A 15055-nucleotide genomic window follows, 5' to 3' on the forward strand; every position below is an offset into this window, starting at 1 on the left:
TTAAAGTTGTTTTACCATGGTCAACGTGGCCGATTGTACCAACGTTAACGTGGGGTTTTGTACGTTCAAATTTTTCTTTAGACATTTATCGTCCCTCAAATGTAATACAAATCGGTGGTGAATCACCACATTAACCAAGTATCATATTTAATATAATACTAATTTTAAATTAGCTCTGAATGATAACAGATAAAGCTATCGAGTGACAAGCTATAAAGCAGTCAAATTCGATATTTTTAGAAGTTTAGGAAATTAACAAGAATGGTGCTGATAGGCAGATTTGAACTGCCGACCTCACCCTTACCAAGGGTGCGCTCTACCAACTGAGCTATATCAGCAATTGGAGCGGGCAGCGGGAATCGAACCCGCATCATCAGCTTGGAAGGCTGAGGTAATAGCCATTATACGATGCCCGCATGTTCAAACTCGGCTACCTAAATGCTTCAATTAGCTATTGCTAATATTAGATGATGGTGGTGGGGGAAGGATTCGAACCTTCGAAGTGTGACACGGCAGATTTACAGTCTGCTCCCTTTGGCCGCTCGGGAACCCCACCCCGAATCTTTATAAACTGTTTACTTAGGAAAATGGTGCCGGCTACCGGAATCGAACTGGTGACCTACTGATTACAAGTCAGTTGCTCTACCTACTGAGCTAAGCCGGCCTAAGTGCTGCGCATTATGAACTAGAACTTTTATCCTTGCAAGCAAAAAAAAACAAATTTTATTTTGTTTGATTAAAAAAAAATCAAAAACATAAAAAAATCCTGAAATATAGACTATTTCAGGATTTTATTTAATCAATAATAATTAATTTATATTATTTCTTTTTGGTTGCTTTTTTCTTAGTTGTTGTAGCTACTCCTTTTGCTTCTGTATGAATAGCAACATCTTCACTAATATTGCCATTATCCTTATATGCACGTCCATAGTAAGTATCAAGCAAAATTTGTTTTAGCTCAGCAATTAACGGATAACGTGGATTTGCACCAGTACATTGATCATCAAATGCATCAATTGCAAGTTGATCAACTTGTGCTAAGAAAGTTTTTTCATCAATACCAAACTCTTTAATTGAGAAAGGAATATCAAGATCTTTTCTAAGCTGATCTAACCAATCGATTAGCTTTTCAACTTTCTTCTCATCTTTATCCGTAGCTGCTGTTAAACCTAAGTGATCCGCAATTTCAGCATAACGAGCAACCGCTTTAGGGTAACCATATTGGCTAAATGTACCTTGTTTAGTTGGTTTGTCAGTTGCGTTAAAACGCACAACATTACTAATCAACATTGCATTAGCAACACCATGAGGAATATGGAATGCCGCACCAATTTTATGAGCCATTGAGTGACAAACACCTAAGAACGCTTGAGCAAATGATACACCCGCTAATGTTGCAGCACTATGCACTTTTTCGCGTGCTACAGGGTTTTTAGCCCCTTCTTTATAACTTGTCGGTAAGTAGGTTTTTAATAGACTTAATGCTTGTAATGCTTGTCCATCGGAAAACTCACTTGCCATCACCGACACATAAGCTTCTAAAGCATGTGTTACTGCATCATAACCACCAGCCGCACAAAGTGAGCGTGGCATATTCATAACTAAGTTAGCATCAACAATCGCCATGTGTGGTGTAATCGCATAGTCAGCTAATGGGTATTTTTGTCCTGTTGCATCATCAGTTACAACAGCAAATGGCGTTACTTCAGAACCTGTACCTGACGTTGTTGTTACACAAATAAGTTTTGCTTTTTGTCCCATATTAGGGAAATGACAAGCACGTTTACGAATATCCATAAAGCGTAATGCTAATTCTTCGAATTTTGTTTCAGGATGTTCATATAAAACCCACATGATTTTCGCGGCATCCATTGGAGAACCACCACCTAAGGCAATGATAGTATCTGGTTGGAATGATCGCATTGAATCCGTACCTTTATGAACCACACTTAGCGTTGGATCAGCTTCTACATCAAAGAAAGTTTCACAAATAACACCTTGAGCTTCTAATTGGTCGGTAATTTGTTTTGAGTAACCATTATTAAATAAGAACTTATCCGTTACCAAAAATACGCGTTTTGCGCCTTGTTCAATAACTTCATTTAAAGCAATTGGAAGTGAACCACGTTTAAAATAGATAGAACTTGGTAATTTGTGCCATAACATATTTTCTGCTCTCTTAGCGATTGTTTTCTTGTTGATTAAGTGTTTCGGACCGACATTTTCAGATACCGAGTTACCACCCCAAGAACCACATCCTAGTGTTAAAGACGGCGCTAAATCAAAATTATATAAATCACCAATACCACCATGAGCAGCCGGTTGATTGATTAAAATACGGCAGGTTTTCATTTTACTGCCAAAATAAGTCACACGATCACGGTTACTATCTTGATCTGTGTAAAGCACAGAAGTATGCCCCATACCGCCCATTTCGACCAATTTTTCTGCTTTTTCTACTGCTTCGTTAAAGTCTTTAGCTTTAAACATGGCCAGTGTTGGAGATAATTTTTCGTGAGCAAATGGTTCTGATAGATCAACTTTAGAAACCTCGCCTACTAATACTTTTGCATCTGCTGGTACTTTAATACCTGCCATTTCGGCAATTTTAGTTGCTGGTTGACCAACAATATTGGCATTCAAGGCACCTTTGTCATTTAAGATAATACCTTGTACTGCTTTAGTTTCTTTAGCATTTAAAACATAAGCACCGTATTGTGTTAATAAACGACGCACTTCATCATAAACCGAATCAACCACAACAATGGCTTGTTCTGATGCACAAATCATACCGTTATCAAATGTTTTAGACATTAATACAGAAGCAACAGCACGTTTTAAATCAGCAGTTTCATCAATAATAACAGGCGTATTACCAGCCCCTACACCTAGTGCTGGTTTCCCTGAACTGTAAGCAGCCTTAACCATGCCTGGACCGCCTGTAGCTAAAATAGCGGCAACATCATCATGATGCATTAGTGCATTTGATAATTCGATAGAGGGTTCGTCAATCCAACCAATAATATCTTTTGGAGCTCCAGCTTTAATCGCCGCATTTAAAACAATACGAGCAGCTTCAATTGTTGATTTTTTAGCTCTAGGATGTGGAGAAAAGACAATCGCGTTACGCGTTTTTAGACTAATTAAAGATTTAAAGATTGCAGTGGAAGTTGGATTGGTTGTTGGAACAATACCACAAATAATACCTAGTGGTTCAGCCAATGTTATTGTGCCAAATGGTTCATTTTCAGCTACAACACCACAAGTCTTATCATGACGATATTTATTTAAAATGTACTCAGCGGCAAAAAGGTTTTTTATAACTTTATCTTCGACAATCCCCATTCCTGACTCAGCAACAGCTTGTTGAGCTAGTGGAATGCGTGCTGCAGCTGCGGCTGTTGCGGCTGCCACAAAAATTTTGTCGACTTGTTCTTGAGTATAAGTTGAGTATGTTTCTTGTGCTTTTTTGACTCGAGCCATTAACTCATTTAACTCATTTATGTTAGTTACTGCCATAGATTTCTCCTTGAAATTAAAAAATAAATCTGGATCGTTTGGCGTCTTCCTTGAAACTATTTAATGCTTAAGCATAATAACAAAACGAAATTGACGTTATCGTAAATCAGTTTTTTAATTTATACAATAAGATATTGCACAAAAAACAAATGTTATATGGTAATTTTGATAAGAAAAATTTAAGGATAGATTTTTTTGATAGAAAATTAATACTACTTTAAAGATAGATTAGATAATAATCATTAAGAGTGATTTAATGTTAAAAAGCCCAATCAAGCCTTTCAACGGCTTGATTTACGTTTATTCATTCGGTCTATATTTAAACTTTAGACAATTTACTTAACACATAGCTTACAGCAACAAAACCAAAGGTCGCTGTAACCGTAGTAATAGCACCAAACCCTGATTCACAATCCATTTTTTTAGGCCCGTTAGCATCTCTTTTTGAAACGCAAACTAATCCATTTTGGGAAGGATAAGTTAGTTGTTCAGTCGAAAATACACAAGGAATAGCATATTTACCTTTACTATCTTTGTTTAATTTATAATCATGTTTTAGTTTTTCTCGTAATTTTGCAGCCAATGGATCTTGAATTGTTTTAGCTAAATCGGCAATTTTAATTTGTGTAGGATCTTTTTGCCCACCAGCCCCACCAATGGTAATAATTTTTAACTTTTGTCGCTTACAATAAGCAAGAATTGCTGCTTTATCACGAACACTATCAATAGCATCGATAATATAATCATAACGTGGTGACGTTTTTGTTCCTAAATACTCACTGACATTATTAGCATTAATGAAATTATCAATTTCATTCACAATGCATTCAGGATTAATTTCTACAATTCGCTCAGCCATAACCGAGGTTTTAGATTTACCTATATTAGATTGTAACGCATGAATTTGACGATTCGTATTGGTTATGCACACATCATCCATATCAATTAAGGTAATTTGACCAATACCGCTCCGCGCCAGCGATTCTGCGACCCAAGAACCTACACCACCAATACCTATTACACAAATATGTGCTTGTGAAAAACTCTGTAAAGCCGACTCACCATAAAGCCTAGCTATACCACTAAAACGTTGAAAATAAGATTCTTTATTCATTGATAATTTATAATAGTGTTTATACTAAAACACCTACTCTCCTGAAACTTTTTTACAAATTATAACCGTATTATTCTTTATTTAAACAATTTATCTATAAATATTAGATAACATTATACCTTTCACAAATAAAAAAACTAAATTCATAACTCTTATAAAGATCAACAATATCATCCCGATGATGAGCAATCAGTAGGATATTATTTGTCATTAATTGTATTCGTTTGAATTATTACTTTTTCCTACAATAAACATTGTTAACTACGATTACTTAAGAGGGAATAATGAATGCGTAAACCAAAAAAACTACTCAATGATCCAAATAATGTAAGACAAGAAGTTATGCAGGGGTTGATTTATGCCTATCAGGGAAAATTAACTGCAATTCCAGAACATTGTGCCGTTTATGGCAGCCATATTGCAAGCGATCAAGTTGTTATTGTTTCAGGAGGTGGTAGTGGTCATGAACCAACCTTTGCTGGATTTATTGGTAAAGGAGGTATTGATGGCTGTGCACTCGGTGAAGTATTCACATCACCATCACCAGATCAAATTATTGAAGTAACTAAAACTATAGAAAAAGGGAAAGGTGTACTATTTTTATATGGCAACTACTCTGGGGATGGAATGAATTTTGATATTTCAGCCGAAATATTAGCTGAAAACAATATTACTACTAAAACAATTCGTGCTACGGATGATATTGCTTCAGCTCCATTATCAAAAATTTCAGATCGCCGTGGTGTTGCGGGTATTATGTTTTTATACAAAATTGCAGGCGCTGCGGCACAATTTGAAAAATACGATCTTGATAATCTTTATCAAGTAGTATCAAAAGCCAATAACAACGTTCGAACTATAGGTGTAGCCCTAGATGGATGTGCATTACCTCAGTCGAATAAATTTAATTTTGAGTTAAAAGATAACGAAATTGAAATTGGCATCGGTATTCATGGTGAAACAGGATTACGTCGACAAGAAATGACATCATCAGATGAGGTTGTCAAGGATATGATAAATCGCCTTTGTGATGATTTACCTTTTAAAAAGAATGACCGAGTGTGTGTGTTGATTAATAATTTAGGAACACTTAGTAACACGGAACTACTCATCATAACGCGTAAAGTAGGTATTGAACTTGATACTCGAGGCATAATCAGCCACGATGTCGTTGTTGGTCATTTTTGTACATCGCTTGAAATGTCAGGCTTTTCAATCACCTTGATGAAGTTAGATGAAGAACTACAATATCTTTATGATTTACCTTGCAAAACACTAGGATGGAGAAATTAAAATGAATTTATCACAAGTTCGCAAAATGATGTTATTCACAGCCGAAAAAATGATTGAAAGTGAACCAACATTAACATCTTTAGATCAAATTGTGGGGGACGGTGACCACGGCATCGGTATGAAGCGAGGGTTTGCAGCTATCATTGTGTTACTACAAGATGAAAGATTTCAACCAACAAATATAGGTGACTTTTTTATTCAAATTGGCACAAAATTAATGACAAGTATGGGGGGAGCCTCAGGAGCAATTTTTGGTACTTTATTTAGAGCAGGAGGAAAAAGTATTACTGGAATCACAGAATTTGATTCAAGCGCACTATCAACACTACTTAATGAGGGTTGGCAAGCTGTCTATCAACGAGGAAACGCTAAACCTGGAGATAAAACTATGGTTGATGCCTTAGCAGCTAGTGCAACAACGGCAAGCAGATTAACTACTTTGAAATTAAAAGATGCGCTACCTAAAATAGCACAATCTGCTATGGAAGGAGCAGAAAAAACGAAACAAATGATCGCTGTATTTGGTCGAGCTAAAAATTTAGGTGAACGAGCAATTGGCCATATGGATCCTGGTTCTGTTTCAATGGCGTATATTTTGAAATTTATGAATGAGTATATTCAAATCCAATAAAATAATAAATCCGCCGATAATATCGGCGGATTTATTATAAAGATATCGATAAAATAAAACCTTCCTTTCTCACTATTTTTTAGTTAACGTATTAAAATTAATAAACTAAAAATTATTTTTAAACTTAATTTGCGAAGGATATGCCCAACTTTGTAACTCCTGTGAAGGGAATCCTCCAGGATCTTTACCACCATTAATAAGCAGAGCGTGATAGTAAATTTCAGCCATTTCTTCAATATAAGCAGCCTTTAATACAGCTTCATAAGGGTCTTTATCTACAGCAATTGCGCCATGTTTTTCCATCAAAATTGCATCAGCTCGTTTTATAGGTTCTATAACGCTATTTGAAAGTTCTGGAGTTCCTGGTCGTCCATAAGGTGCAACAGGAATAACACCATCTTTTAAATTAAGAATGGCACATTCATAAACAACCGCTGGAATAGGTCTGGCTAATACGGCAAATGAAGTTGCAAAAATAGAATGAGTATGCGAAATAGCAAAAATATCAGGGCGAGCTTTATAAATCTCAAGATGCATTAAACATTCACTCGTTGGTCTCAATCCAGAATCAGCTTCAATAACATTTGCTTCAAGATCCATCACAACAATATCTCGAATTGTTAACAATTTTTTATCAATTGTTGTTGGAGTAACAAGCACATATCCTGTTTCTTTATCGCGAACACTAGAATTACCAGCTTTATGTTTACACAATCCCCACTCACTCGACCTTTTAGCCATATCGACAACATATTGTTTTTGTATCTCTAACATTTTCAACTCCTATTTTCACAAGATATTTCATTGATAATTGGCAAACAATTCCCAGATTTCATTGCTATTTTTAGCATTTCTTATGCGAGTTGCGCCGTCATTTAATTCTAATAATTCATTTAATTGAGCAAGAGCTTTAAGATGTTTTTGTGGATTATTTGTTGCTAAAACAACAATTAAATCAGCTTTCATATAACCACAAATATTGATTTTTTCAGATAACTTAAGTAGAGACATTGAAACTTTATTCACACCATCATCAATACCAGCATGAGCAATAATTAATCCATTAACCAACATAATATAAGGTTGTTCGAATTGGATTTTATTAATCATTCTTTCAAGATAATAACTTTCTATGGCTTGGTTATTTAACAGAGGTTGAGCAGCTAATGCCAATGCTTCTTGCCATGCTATATCAACCTTTTCTGTAATATTGATGTGTTCTTTTTGCATTAAGTCAGCTAATGAGGGAACCTCCTGTTGTGTTATTCGTACGGGATTATCATTCACTTCATCGTTATAAAGATATGCTGTTAATTCTTTTTGTAATGCTTTTTGATCTTTAATATTGCTGTATTTTTCAATAATAGATATAAGTTCTTCTACTTGAATTATACTCGGATCAATACCTTGTAAAGCACCAATCACTTGATTACGAAAAGCATTTTTATGGGAGTTATTGAGTAACGAGTTGACAATAAATAACAATTTATCAGTAGATAAATATGAAGTAGAAAAAACAATATCGTAATAGTGATTATATTTTTCAAACTCACGTTTAGACATGGCGTCAGAAAAATGTAGTTCAGGAAGTAATACTTGTAAAGTTAAATAAAGGTAAGTTGAAACAGTTGCACTATTTTCACAAACAAAAATAGCTATCTTTTTAGTTTTAATTTGATTGATCAAACCTTCTCGAGTTAACCATCCACCAAATAAGACAGTAATAAAAGCGACTTCTTCATCTGGCATATTACAATGTAAAATTTTTTCAAAAGGGTAAATTGCTTTTCGAACCATTTCATGTAAATGACCAAACTCTTGTAATACGATACCATATACACTATTAATATTGGTAATGTGATAACGAATGCGATAATAAGCAGGTTTCCAATGCTGATATATACGTTCAATAAGTTCGCTTTTATCTTGAAAAGCTATGCAACTGATCTGTTCAAAATTATTAATAACTTCAACGACACTTTCTAACAAAACCGCATCTAAATGAAAATATTTATCAGATATTGTTTGTATATTAGAACTTTGCACTAATACCATTAAAAAGATTTGTTCATTCAGATCAGTAATACCAAATTTTTCAATCAGTTTTTTTAATAGTTGAAAATCACGGCTATTTGCTGCCTCAGCATAATTTTCAGGTAAACGTTTAATTTTTTTATCTGTTTCTATCCGCTGCAATATAAAACAAATAAAGTAGGTTAATTCTTGCAACTGCTCATCAGTAAAAACAATTTTTAATTTTCTTTCTATTTCACTAAAAACCTGCCCTACTTGTTCTAAATGCCCTTGGGTAATAATCTCATTTTCTCTAAAAATCTTATCAGCTATTGGCATACTAATAATTCTACGAATTAATTTTAGTAACAAATAACGTTTGTCTATTTCATCACCGATAATACGATAACCATTTTCGCGATCATAGTTGATTTGTAAATGATATTGGACAATCATTGTCTGCACTTTTTTAATATCATTTATAACTGTATTCTGGCTGACAGTCAGGGACGAAGATAGATGTATTAATGACAACCTTTCTGTTCTAATTAACAAGAAAAAAAGAAGCAGATGAATACGTTCATCTTCAGAATAAATATAACGTCCAATAGCAAGAGATACTGGTTCATCTCTAAATGTTTCGATCACTAATTTGGGAACACTAAATTTACCAGTTTTAAATCGTCTGATTAATTCAAGGTTAGATGATTCAAGAAAATCATTAATTTTTTTAACAGTGTAACTAAGTTGTTTACGAGTTAACCCGAATTCAGATTGAAGCTCAACTCCACTAATATTTGGATTATGAATTAATGCTTTTAATACAGCATGAATTCGCTTATCGATAACCATATAACAATTACCTTATTGTTCGTTGTCTGATGGTAATAAACATTACCATCAGATTTACTGCAGATTATGTTCAACGAATACTTTAACTATCATTTATTCATTATTTTTCTCAACTATATCTTGTGCAACTTCTTTGCGTAGTTCACGAGCATAGAGGAAATAACCCACACACCAATAAACAGCAAAAATCAATGGAACAAAATAGCCTTGTAAACATTGCCAAATAAATGAAAACGCATAAGTAAAAATAGGTGCATCAATAGAACTATTTGAAATTAACTGATTAGATGGAATATCAATAGCTTTAGTGGTTAATCCTAAATCGGTGATAATCGGTGCAAATTGTGTTCCAACAAATAAAAAGAATGGCACACCAATAATGGCTAAAATCACCATTCTTAAGGTGTTTCCTTTAGTTAATATATAAGCAGGAACAATAAGCGCAACATTAATAATACCTGCAAAAGGTAGAATTTTGTTACCAGGTAAAATAACAGCCCAAATTAAGGTAAAAGGAATGGCAACAATTACTGTAAACCAAATCTCGCTTGAACCACCCATAAATGGCCAATCCAAACCAACAAATAATTTACGACCAGCAAAACGTTTATTCATATAATCACTAATTGCCTCAGAAATTGGCGATAGTGCTTGCATAAATAGCTTAGAGATCATTGGAAACAACATAAGAGCAGTAGCAGCTTGCACACCAAGCATTAAAATAGCTGCAACATCATAACCAGCAATAATTCCAAAAGTCACACCTAATAAAAAACCAATAACATGATTTTCAGCAAAAACTCCAATTTTTGAACGTAATGTTGCTGCATCCATTGGTTTATTTAAAATAGGTATTTTGCGCAGTAAGAGATCAAAAGGATAATAAATCGCACTAAAAAATAACATTCTATGAGTACAAGTTACACCTGGAATACCTGTTAATTTTTCAATTCGATGTTGATTAATATCACCGGAATTAAGTTCTAATATGATCTGCAAAGTAGCAATAATAAAAGCAACGACTAAAGCCATAACAGAACCTAAAATTGGAGTAGCTACAGCAACAACAATAAATGCTGTGAAAATTTTCCCCCACACATTCCATAAGTCAGCATTAAAAGTATCAGTCTTTTTTAATGCCAACATCAAAATATTAACCCCCACTTGCAAAGGAAACATTAAAAATGCATACGGCCAAGCCCAAGATACATTTGCCATAGTAGTCCAACCACCATCAACAATACTAAGTTCAATACCTGTTCGTTCCATCATTGTTTGCGCAGCTGAACCAATAGCACCAACCATAAATCCAATTAGCATACTCATACCAACAAATGCAACGCCTAAGGTAATTGCAGCTGAAGCTCCATCTCTAAATTTCATGCGCACAATTAAACCAGCAATTAACATAATGAAGGGTACAAAAACAGGGGCACCTAAATTCAAAATATAATTTATAATTGTTCCTAAAAAGTCCATATTCGTACTCCTATTTACAGGCATCGATAATTTTTTGTAATTCCGCTTCCATATTTATCCCTGTTAAAAATGCAATACCATTGATAACGGGAATAGGATACTGTTTTTCAATTTTAGTTATCGCTATATAAGCAGCACTATTTTTAATGTGAGTATCAACAGACTTAAGATCAACAACTTCCACTTTTATCTCATCAAGATTCCGTTCTTTTAATAAACGAGTTACTTTACTAGCCACAGTTTGTGATGTAGCCACTCCGCTGCCACATGCAACAATAACTTTTTTCATAATGCCTCCTTATAAATTGATATTCGACGTCAATAATGTAAAAATTTCACGTTCGGTTTCTGCGTGATAAAGCGCTTCTAAAAAATTCGAATTCATAAAACAGTCCATCAATTTTTGTAATAAATCAATATGCCCATTCGGTTGATTAAACCCAAGTAAAAAAACAAAGTTAGTCCTTAATACATTGTCATTATTTGCCATTTCACACCATGGAATCGTACCTTTGGCTCGAGCAAAGTAAATAAAGGGTCTAATAACATGCTCAACATCAGTATGGGGCATAGCAACTACATAAGGTTCTGTTGGTAGTGCGGTTGGGAACAAAGATTCTCTTTGCTTTATTGCATCTAAAAAGGAATGATTAACATAACCACCACTTTTTAAAATAGGAAACGTAAAATCGAAAAATTGATTAGCATTTTGAAAGTTTTTATCTAAAAGGATCAAATTTTCAAAAAACATTTGGTCGTTAGATTCATTTCCCATTTCGTCCTCCATCATGGTGTGATCTGCAAATTTATAACAATATAACTAATTTGATATTGCCTGAATTAAATCAGCACTAATTTGATATCATTAATTTTAGGGAATTAAGATAAAAGAAACGAATAGATTTGATACCAAATAATATCCATGATATTGCTCATCACAGGGACAATTATGTTGAACAACAAAAACAGACTATTAAGTAAGAGCTAAAAGGTAATTTACGAAAATAACAGTAAGATTAGTTTTTTGACATTCCGTCTACTTTAATAATGTAGACGGAATAAAAGAAATATATTTTCATTTAAAATTTAATACATTAATTTTTAAATGAATGAATTGGAGCTGGAATTCGTCCACCTCGATTAATAAAATTACATGAACTAAATTTATTTACTGGCATAACTGGCGCGTGACCAAGTAGACCTCCAAATTCAATATTATCTCCAACATTTAAGCCTACAGCAGGGATAATGCGAACAGCAGTTGTTTTATGATTAATTACACCTATTGCTGCTTCATCAGCAATGATCGCAGAAATCGTTTCAGCTGGTGTGTCGCCAGGAATCGCTATCATATCAAGCCCAACCGAGCAAACACAGGTCATCGCTTCAAGTTTTTCAAGATTGAGTGCGCCATTATTTACTGCATCAATCATTCCTGCATCTTCTGAAACAGGAATAAATGCACCACTTAATCCACCAACATGACCGCAGGCCATTACGCCACCTTTTTTAACTGCATCATTAAGCATTGCTAGAGCGGCTGTAGTACCATGAGTACCAACGGACTGTAATCCCATTTCTTCGAGAATATGAGCAACCGAATCACCAATTGCTGGAGTTGGTGCTAATGATAAATCAACGATACCAAATTTGACGCCCAAACGTTCAGAGGCTTCTTTACCAACCAACTGTCCCATACGAGTGATTTTAAACGCTGTTTTTTTAATCGTTTCAGCAACAACATCAAATGGTTCCCCTTTAACTTTTTCAAGAGCACGTTTAACAACGCCAGGACCACTTACCCCAACATTAATAACACAATCCGCTTCTCCTACCCCATGAAAAGCGCCTGCCATAAAAGGGTTATCTTCAACTGCATTAGCAAACACCACTAATTTAGCACATGCCATACTACTGTTATCTGCCGTTAATTCAGCTGCTTCTTTGATGATTTTCCCCATCTGTTTTACCGCATCCATGTTGATACCGGTTTGGGTAGAACCGACATTGACCGATGCGCAAACTCGTTCTGTTTGTGCAAGCGCCTGTGGAATTGATTTAATTAAAATATCATCCCCTTTATGGTAACCCTTTTGTACTAATGCCGAAAAACCACCAATAAAGTTAACACCGACCGCTTTGGCTGCTTCGTCAAGTGTTTTGGCAAATTCAACATAATCTTTATCATCACTAGCACCGGCAATTAAAGAAATAGGGGTAACTGAAATACGTTTGTTAATAATTGGAATGCCAAATTCAGCTGCAATTTCGTCACCGACAGTAACAAGGTTTTTAGCAAGATGTGTAATTTTATTATAGATTTTTTGACGAGCTTTTTTTCCATCACTATCAATGCAATCAAGCAATGAAATACCCATAGTTATTGTGCGAATATCGAGTTTTTCTTCCTCGATCATTTTAATAGTTTCGAGGATTTGCTTAGTTTCCATTCGTATTATCCTTACTAAAAAGTATAAAGATTAAATTATAAACGATGCATTGCATCAAAAATTTCTTCACGTTGTAAATTAACTTTGACTTTCAGCTTATCGCCCGTTTGAATAAGTGCTGTTTTTGCTTCTTCAAATGAGATATTAACTTTGGTTAAATCAAGTAGCATAATCATCGTGAAATATTCATCCATAATAGTTTGGCTGACATCTAAAATATTAATGTCTAATTCATATAATTTCTGACTAATACCTGCAATAATTCCTGTTTGATCTTTACCAATAACCGTTAAAATGGTTTTCATAACACTCTCCGCACAAAATTTAGACAATTAAATAATATTTATTACCCTATCCATAATAGCATCTTCAAAAATTATCGAAATAGGAGTAGATTATTTTTTTCAGTAAAAACAAAAAAAGAGCGACATTATGGTAAATTTCCAAAAATCCAACAAATTGGATAATGTTTGTTATGACATCCGAGGACCAATCCTTGAGCATGCAAAACGACTAGAAGAAGAAGGTCAAACAATCTTAAAACTCAATATTGGAAATCCAGCTCCATTCGGTTTTGCCGCACCAGATGAATTATTGGTTGATGTTATTCGCAATTTACCAGCATCACAAGGGTATTGTGATTCAAAAGGACTTTACTCGGCACGAAAAGCAATTATGCAACACTATCAGGCTAGAGGGATCACAAGTTTAGATGTTGAAGATATTTATATAGGTAACGGCGTATCTGAGCTCATTGTTCAGTCCATGCAAGCATTACTTAACACTGGTGATGAAATACTGGTACCTATGCCAGACTATCCATTATGGACAGCGGCTGTTAGCTTGTCTGGAGGTAATGCGGTACATTATCTTTGTGATGAAGAAGCAAACTGGTCGCCAGATTTAGATGATATTAAACAAAAAATCACACCTAAAACAAAAGGTATTGTCATTATTAATCCAAATAACCCAACGGGGGCTGTTTATAGTAAAGAAGTGTTACTTGAGATCGCAGAAATAGCTCGTCAAAACAACTTGATCATTTTTGCTGATGAGATTTACGACAAAATTCTATATGATGATGCTGTGCATCATTCCATTGCAGCATTAGCACCTGATTTATTTGTTATTACCATGAGTGGGTTGTCAAAGACGTATCGCGTAGCAGGATTTAGACAAGGATGGATGGCACTTTGTGGTCCTAAACACCATGTAAAAGGCTATATTGAGGGGTTGAATATGCTTGCTTCCATGCGTTTATGTGCTAATGTGCCATTACAACATGCTATTCAAGGTGCACTAGGAGGTTACCAAAGCATTAATGAATTTATCATACCTGGTGGACGTTTGTACGATCAATGCATGTCTGCATGGAAAATGCTTAATGATATTCCTGGAGTTTCATGTACCAAACCGCAAGGTGCGTTATATCTATTTCCAAAATTAGATCAGAAAAAATTTAATATTTATAATGATCAAAAATTAGTATTAGACTTTTTATTACAAGAAAAAGTACTACTTGTTCAAGGAACTGGTTTTAACTGGCATAAACCAGATCATGTTAGAATTGTTGCTTTACCTCATACAGGTGAACTCAAAGATGCTATTGAACGATTTGCTAAATTTTTATCGAGTTATAAACAATAAACCTTTTAACCGTAAAAAGCCATTACCCAAATTTAGTTATTCACTCCCTTAGGTAAT

The 15055-nt window shown here is 34.5% G+C and carries 13 protein-coding genes and 4 tRNA genes; 3 read left to right on the forward strand and 14 right to left on the reverse strand.

From position 1 onward, the window contains the following. From GQ589_RS04815 to tcdA, 7 genes are all read right to left on the reverse strand, one after another. Positions 1 to 85 (reverse strand): GTP-binding protein (locus GQ589_RS04815; RefSeq protein ID WP_010312103.1); only part of this gene is annotated, 85 nt, incomplete at its 3' end. Between the two features lie 177 nt (positions 86 to 262). Then, positions 263 to 338: transfer RNA gene (locus tag GQ589_RS04820), tRNA-Thr, on the reverse strand. A gap of 3 nt (positions 339 to 341) precedes the next feature. Then, a tRNA-Gly gene (locus GQ589_RS04825) sits at positions 342 to 416 on the reverse strand. A gap of 55 nt (positions 417 to 471) precedes the next feature. Beyond that, positions 472 to 556: transfer RNA gene (locus tag GQ589_RS04830), tRNA-Tyr, on the reverse strand. A 32-nt stretch (positions 557 to 588) separates the two neighbouring features. Further along, a tRNA-Thr gene (locus GQ589_RS04835) sits at positions 589 to 664 on the reverse strand. Positions 665 to 819: 155 nt separating this feature from the next. Continuing rightward, positions 820 to 3519: a bifunctional acetaldehyde-CoA/alcohol dehydrogenase gene (gene adhE / locus GQ589_RS04840; RefSeq protein ID WP_160424898.1), complete on the reverse strand. Its 2700-nt coding sequence runs from the start codon at positions 3517 to 3519 to the stop codon at positions 820 to 822. Positions 3520 to 3838: 319 nt separating this feature from the next. After that, the gene (tcdA, locus tag GQ589_RS04845; protein ID WP_160412313.1) at positions 3839 to 4633 is read right to left on the reverse strand and encodes a tRNA cyclic N6-threonylcarbamoyladenosine(37) synthase TcdA; all 795 of its coding nucleotides are present in this window, start codon (positions 4631 to 4633) and stop codon (positions 3839 to 3841) included. Between the two features lie 288 nt (positions 4634 to 4921). Here tcdA and GQ589_RS04850 point away from each other — a divergent pair, with 288 nt between their 5' ends. Both GQ589_RS04850 and dhaL read left to right on the forward strand, forming a co-directional pair. After that, a complete protein-coding gene (locus GQ589_RS04850; RefSeq protein WP_160424900.1) occupies positions 4922 to 5926 on the forward strand; it encodes a dihydroxyacetone kinase subunit DhaK in 1005 nt (334 codons plus the stop codon). Position 5927: 1 nt separating this feature from the next. Beyond that, positions 5928 to 6557: a dihydroxyacetone kinase subunit DhaL gene (dhaL, locus tag GQ589_RS04855; protein WP_160401096.1), complete on the forward strand. Its 630-nt coding sequence runs from the start codon at positions 5928 to 5930 to the stop codon at positions 6555 to 6557. Between the two features lie 105 nt (positions 6558 to 6662). Here the strand turns inward: dhaL and GQ589_RS04860 are convergent, their stop codons facing one another. From GQ589_RS04860 to GQ589_RS04890, 7 genes are all read right to left on the reverse strand, one after another. Continuing rightward, the gene (locus tag GQ589_RS04860; protein ID WP_160412308.1) at positions 6663 to 7331 is read right to left on the reverse strand and encodes a class II aldolase/adducin family protein; all 669 of its coding nucleotides are present in this window, start codon (positions 7329 to 7331) and stop codon (positions 6663 to 6665) included. A 27-nt stretch (positions 7332 to 7358) separates the two neighbouring features. Continuing rightward, complete coding sequence (locus GQ589_RS04865) at positions 7359 to 9422, reverse strand: BglG family transcription antiterminator (protein ID WP_160424902.1); 2064 nt, start codon at positions 9420 to 9422, stop codon at positions 7359 to 7361. A 93-nt stretch (positions 9423 to 9515) separates the two neighbouring features. After that, positions 9516 to 10901, reverse strand: a complete 1386-nt coding sequence (locus GQ589_RS04870) for a PTS galactitol transporter subunit IIC (RefSeq protein WP_160401093.1) — start codon at positions 10899 to 10901, stop codon at positions 9516 to 9518. A 10-nt stretch (positions 10902 to 10911) separates the two neighbouring features. Beyond that, a complete protein-coding gene (locus GQ589_RS04875; RefSeq protein WP_065566501.1) occupies positions 10912 to 11190 on the reverse strand; it encodes a PTS sugar transporter subunit IIB in 279 nt (92 codons plus the stop codon). Positions 11191 to 11199: 9 nt separating this feature from the next. Further along, positions 11200 to 11676: a PTS sugar transporter subunit IIA gene (locus GQ589_RS04880; RefSeq protein ID WP_160424904.1), complete on the reverse strand. Its 477-nt coding sequence runs from the start codon at positions 11674 to 11676 to the stop codon at positions 11200 to 11202. Between the two features lie 319 nt (positions 11677 to 11995). Beyond that, the gene (locus tag GQ589_RS04885) at positions 11996 to 13351 is read right to left on the reverse strand and encodes a PFL family protein (RefSeq protein ID WP_160424906.1); all 1356 of its coding nucleotides are present in this window, start codon (positions 13349 to 13351) and stop codon (positions 11996 to 11998) included. Between the two features lie 35 nt (positions 13352 to 13386). Next, complete coding sequence (locus GQ589_RS04890) at positions 13387 to 13656, reverse strand: ACT domain-containing protein (RefSeq protein WP_160401089.1); 270 nt, start codon at positions 13654 to 13656, stop codon at positions 13387 to 13389. Positions 13657 to 13783: 127 nt separating this feature from the next. Between GQ589_RS04890 and GQ589_RS04895 the strand changes: the two genes are divergently transcribed. After that, entirely contained in the window at positions 13784 to 14998 is a 1215-nt protein-coding gene (locus GQ589_RS04895; RefSeq protein ID WP_160401088.1) for a pyridoxal phosphate-dependent aminotransferase, read from the forward strand. The last annotated feature ends 57 nt before the right edge of the window (positions 14999 to 15055 follow it).

Origin of the sequence: Gilliamella sp. Pas-s27 (assembly GCF_009795865.1) — a bacterium.
GTDB lineage: Bacteria > Pseudomonadota > Gammaproteobacteria > Enterobacterales > Orbaceae > Gilliamella.

What these genes read in the sequence shown, in the direction of transcription:
- adhE (WP_160424898.1), bottom strand. Translation starts at nt 3,519, where the DNA reads ATGGCAGTAACTAACATAAATGAGTTAAATGAGTTAATGGCTCGAGTC.
- tcdA (WP_160412313.1), bottom strand. Translation starts at nt 4,633, where the DNA reads ATGAATAAAGAATCTTATTTTCAACGTTTTAGTGGTATAGCTAGGCTT.
- GQ589_RS04850 (WP_160424900.1), top strand. Translation starts at nt 4,922, where the DNA reads ATGCGTAAACCAAAAAAACTACTCAATGATCCAAATAATGTAAGACAA.
- dhaL (WP_160401096.1), top strand. Translation starts at nt 5,928, where the DNA reads ATGAATTTATCACAAGTTCGCAAAATGATGTTATTCACAGCCGAAAAA.
- GQ589_RS04860 (WP_160412308.1), bottom strand. Translation starts at nt 7,331, where the DNA reads ATGTTAGAGATACAAAAACAATATGTTGTCGATATGGCTAAAAGGTCG.
- GQ589_RS04865 (WP_160424902.1), bottom strand. Translation starts at nt 9,422, where the DNA reads ATGGTTATCGATAAGCGAATTCATGCTGTATTAAAAGCATTAATTCAT.
- GQ589_RS04870 (WP_160401093.1), bottom strand. Translation starts at nt 10,901, where the DNA reads ATGGACTTTTTAGGAACAATTATAAATTATATTTTGAATTTAGGTGCC.
- GQ589_RS04875 (WP_065566501.1), bottom strand. Translation starts at nt 11,190, where the DNA reads ATGAAAAAAGTTATTGTTGCATGTGGCAGCGGAGTGGCTACATCACAA.
- GQ589_RS04880 (WP_160424904.1), bottom strand. Translation starts at nt 11,676, where the DNA reads ATGGGAAATGAATCTAACGACCAAATGTTTTTTGAAAATTTGATCCTT.
- GQ589_RS04885 (WP_160424906.1), bottom strand. Translation starts at nt 13,351, where the DNA reads ATGGAAACTAAGCAAATCCTCGAAACTATTAAAATGATCGAGGAAGAA.
- GQ589_RS04890 (WP_160401089.1), bottom strand. Translation starts at nt 13,656, where the DNA reads ATGAAAACCATTTTAACGGTTATTGGTAAAGATCAAACAGGAATTATT.
- GQ589_RS04895 (WP_160401088.1), top strand. Translation starts at nt 13,784, where the DNA reads ATGGTAAATTTCCAAAAATCCAACAAATTGGATAATGTTTGTTATGAC.